This is a genomic window from Paratractidigestivibacter sp., from assembly GCF_052362415.1.
Lineage (GTDB): Bacteria > Actinomycetota > Coriobacteriia > Coriobacteriales > Atopobiaceae > Paratractidigestivibacter.
Genome location: NZ_DAWEMK010000067.1, coordinates 6,559 through 9,577, shown reverse-complemented (window position 1 = coordinate 9,577; position 3,019 = coordinate 6,559). Strand labels below are relative to the sequence as shown.

Below are 3,019 nucleotides of genomic sequence, written 5' to 3'. Positions count from 1 at the left end.
GGCTGCCATAAAGGTATTGATCACTTGACTTGTCGCCTAGCTGGGATACGGAATCTCACGCCCTCATGATCAGCTGCTCCACCTGCTTCTGGGCATCGCGGCACACCCGCGCCCTCGGCACGATGTAGTGCTCGTAGGCTGTCGATATGTCGGTATGACCAAGCATTAAGGCGACAGTCTCTATCCCGACGCCTGCCTCCACGGCGAGCGTGGCCCACGTGTGGCGGCACTCGGTCATCGACGTCCACGCGGCGCCCGCACGTCTGCAGGCCGACCGGATACGGCGCGCCACGGAGTCGGGCGTCAGGTCGCACAGCCACCCAGAGCGCCCCTTGCGCAGGACGCGCAGGCGCTTGACGGCGAAACGGGGGAGCCAGCAAGACCGCGCCGAGCGCTCGGTCTTGGGCGCCACGACCACCTCTTGGCCATTGACCACCTGCCTCGAGCGCCGTATGCGCACCTCGCCCGTGCGCAGGTCGATGTCCGACCAGCGCAGACCGCACGCCTCACCGCGCCGCAGGCCGAGCGTCACCGAGCAGATGGCCACGGCCTCGCACTCGTGGCCCCAGAGCGCCCGCAGGTAGCCCGCGGTGCCGGTGGCGTCGAGCACCCTGGGCCGGTGCGCGGCCTTGCGCGGCAGCTCCACTCCGGCGGCCGTGGGGTCGTACATCCGCACGCCCAGGCGCCTGATGGCCCATCGGATGACCTGCCGCAGCGTCTTGTACGCCTTCTCGGCTGCGCCGGCCTGCTCGAAGCCGTCCACCCACGACTGCACGTCCTCCGGCGTGATCGCGTCGAGCTCGGCGTCGGACCATCGCGGAAAAACATGCAGCTCTAGGGCGCTGCGGTAGCCCTCCAGCGTCGACGCCCGCAGGCGCTTCGACTTATCGGCCATGTACTCGGCGGCAGCATCTCTAAATAGCATTTTCAACCTCGATTCAATTGAAAATCCCCGACGTCGGAGCAGCGGAAGCTCGCGCTCATGCCTGGGATTTTTCCCGACAAAGAAAGGAGCTCGCATGGCTTTGATGGGAGTCTCGGTCGGGCCCTCCGTCCGGCTCGCCACGGACGGCGGCGGAAAGCCCGTCGTGGAGACGGACCCGCCGGAGGCGCCGGAGGGCTTCGTCACGACCTACACGCTGGCCGACACGGGCGAGCGCATCGAGCAGGTCTGGAGCGTCGAGCCGAGGTCGCGCGGCGAGGACTCCGTCACGCTCGCGTCCATCACCGCGCGCGAGCTGCCGGACGGGGAGGCGGCCAAGGTACCGTTGCTCTTCCCGGCCTGGTACGTAGGCGTGGCCGAATACGCGGCGGGGGAGCGCGTGGGGCGCAAAGGCATGCTCTACCGCTGCCTCCAGACGCACCAGCCGAGGCTGGGCACCGAGCCCGAGGCGACGCCGTCGCTCTGGGAGAGAATCGAAAGATAGGAGTACACATGTTCTACGGACAGTTCGTGAGCGGCGCCGTCTACCTCACCACCGACGGCACGGGCCTCCCCATCCGCGAGGCCGCCGAGCCGACGCCGGGAGCGGGCTACCACACCTCGCTCGCCTACGAGCAGCGCGACGGCGCCATCTGGCAGGTCTGGACGCTCGTGCCGGACGCGGGCACCGCCCAGGACGCCGCGCTCATGCTCGCGCAGATCCAGGCGGCGAAGCTGAGCGATACCGACGCGCTTCGCGTGCCCGCGCTCTTCCCGCGCTATGAGAGGGGCCACGTCTACGCCCAGGGCGACCGCGCGCTCTGGCAGGGCGCGCTCTACAAGGCAATCAGCGGCCACACCGCAACGGTAGACGACCCGACCGCCGACCCGCAGCACTGGGCCAAGGTCGTGCCTGCCGCGAGCGGGGAGACGCCCGCCGAGTGGGTCAGCGGCAAGTCCTACGCCAAGGGCGAGCGCGTGACCAAGTACGGCCAGGTCTACGAGTCCCTGATGGACGCGAACACCTTGGAGCCCGGCGTGGTTGGCAGCGACTCCGCATGGTCCCTCGTGGCCGCGTAGGGGGTGCCGCATATGGAGCATGCCTTGACGGCTGCCATCCAGTGGGCCGTGCCCGCGGCCCTCGCGGCCCTCGCGGCCTCGCTCATGCGCCTGTACAAGGTCATGGACGCGATGCAGGAGGGCACGAGGACGATGCTGCGCAGCCGCCTTGTGGACCTCCACGAGCGGTACGTCGTGAGCGGCGCGGGGTGCCCGGACTGGGTCAAGCAGGAGGCCTCGCAGGTGTACGCCGCCTACCACGGGATGCACGGAAACGGTACCGGCACGCACTACTACCAGGAAATCATCAATGCCCCTATCAGGGGGGAATCGGAGGATTAGCCAATGGAAGCAATCAAGGGCTGGGGCCGCGCCGCCCTCGTGCGCGCCGTGAAGACCGGCGCACGGACGCTCGTGACCCTCATCGGCACCGGCGCGGTCGGCATCACCGACCTCGACTGGCCCGCGCTCCTCAGCGTGACCGCCACCACGATGGTGCTCTCTTTGCTGACCAGCGTCGCGGGCGTGCCTGAGGTGGGCGACGGCGAGTCGCCGCTGCACATGAAGTCGGGCGAGTAGGGGAGTGAGGCATGCTGGCCGTCGCCGCCTCGCGCGGGCGTGCCGCCTCATGGTCGCCGTGGTCGTGGCCGAGGCGGCCGCCCTCGCGCTGCCCGTGGCGGCCTCGCAGCCTGCGGGCAAGCCCGCGTGGAGACCGGGCAAGGCGATCGTCTCCGACAGGGCATACGAGCCGCCCATGAGGCTCGTCGTGGAGCCGGACACGGGGCGGACCTACACGGTCGCCGAGTCCGGCTCCGTCCATTTGATAAGGGAAGGCGACAGATGATGCCAAGCATCGACAAGCTCTGCGAGCGCATGCGCTACTGGTGCGACGAGGGCAATTTAGGCTACTGCCAGGAGCACCGCCAGGACATCCGTGTGGGCGGCGAGGCGGACTGTTCCTCGCTCGTCATCCATTGCCTGAAGGAGGCCGGTTTCGACACCGGTTCCGCGAGCTATACCGGCAACATGAGCGCCAAT

The 3,019-nt window shown here is 68.6% G+C and carries 7 protein-coding genes; 6 read left to right on the top strand and 1 reads right to left on the bottom strand.

Annotated elements, in window-relative coordinates:
• Nucleotides 1-55 precede the first annotated feature (55 nt).
• The gene (locus tag ACT84W_RS07380) at nucleotides 56-925 is read right to left on the bottom strand and encodes a tyrosine-type recombinase/integrase (RefSeq protein ID WP_444328736.1); all 870 of its coding nucleotides are present in this window, start codon (nucleotides 923-925) and stop codon (nucleotides 56-58) included.
• A 94-nt stretch (nucleotides 926-1,019) separates the two neighbouring features.
• Between ACT84W_RS07380 and ACT84W_RS07375 the strand changes: the two genes are divergently transcribed.
• From ACT84W_RS07375 to ACT84W_RS07350, 6 genes are all read left to right on the top strand, one after another.
• Entirely contained in the window at nucleotides 1,020-1,427 is a 408-nt protein-coding gene (locus tag ACT84W_RS07375) for a carbohydrate-binding protein (protein WP_444328735.1), read from the top strand.
• Nucleotides 1,428-1,435: 8 nt separating this feature from the next.
• Nucleotides 1,436-2,002, top strand: coding sequence for a carbohydrate-binding protein (locus ACT84W_RS07370; protein WP_444328734.1), 567 nt, complete (start codon nucleotides 1,436-1,438; stop codon nucleotides 2,000-2,002).
• A 24-nt stretch (nucleotides 2,003-2,026) separates the two neighbouring features.
• Entirely contained in the window at nucleotides 2,027-2,323 is a 297-nt protein-coding gene (locus tag ACT84W_RS07365; protein ID WP_444328733.1) for a hypothetical protein, read from the top strand.
• 3 nt (nucleotides 2,324-2,326) lie between these two features.
• A complete protein-coding gene (locus tag ACT84W_RS07360) occupies nucleotides 2,327-2,560 on the top strand; it encodes a holin (RefSeq protein WP_444328732.1) in 234 nt (77 codons plus the stop codon).
• Nucleotides 2,561-2,564: 4 nt separating this feature from the next.
• Entirely contained in the window at nucleotides 2,565-2,825 is a 261-nt protein-coding gene (locus ACT84W_RS07355) for a hypothetical protein (protein WP_444328731.1), read from the top strand.
• A partial coding sequence (locus tag ACT84W_RS07350; protein WP_444328730.1) for a hypothetical protein occupies nucleotides 2,822-3,019 on the top strand: 198 nt, incomplete at its 3' end. The genes ACT84W_RS07355 and ACT84W_RS07350, both read left to right, overlap by 4 nt.

Coding starts and splice junctions, on each gene's coding strand:
- ACT84W_RS07380 (WP_444328736.1), bottom strand. CDS start 925: ATGCTATTTAGAGATGCTGCCGCCGAGTACATGGCCGATAAGTCGAAG.
- ACT84W_RS07360 (WP_444328732.1), top strand. CDS start 2,327: ATGGAAGCAATCAAGGGCTGGGGCCGCGCCGCCCTCGTGCGCGCCGTG.
- ACT84W_RS07370 (WP_444328734.1), top strand. CDS start 1,436: ATGTTCTACGGACAGTTCGTGAGCGGCGCCGTCTACCTCACCACCGAC.
- ACT84W_RS07375 (WP_444328735.1), top strand. CDS start 1,020: ATGGCTTTGATGGGAGTCTCGGTCGGGCCCTCCGTCCGGCTCGCCACG.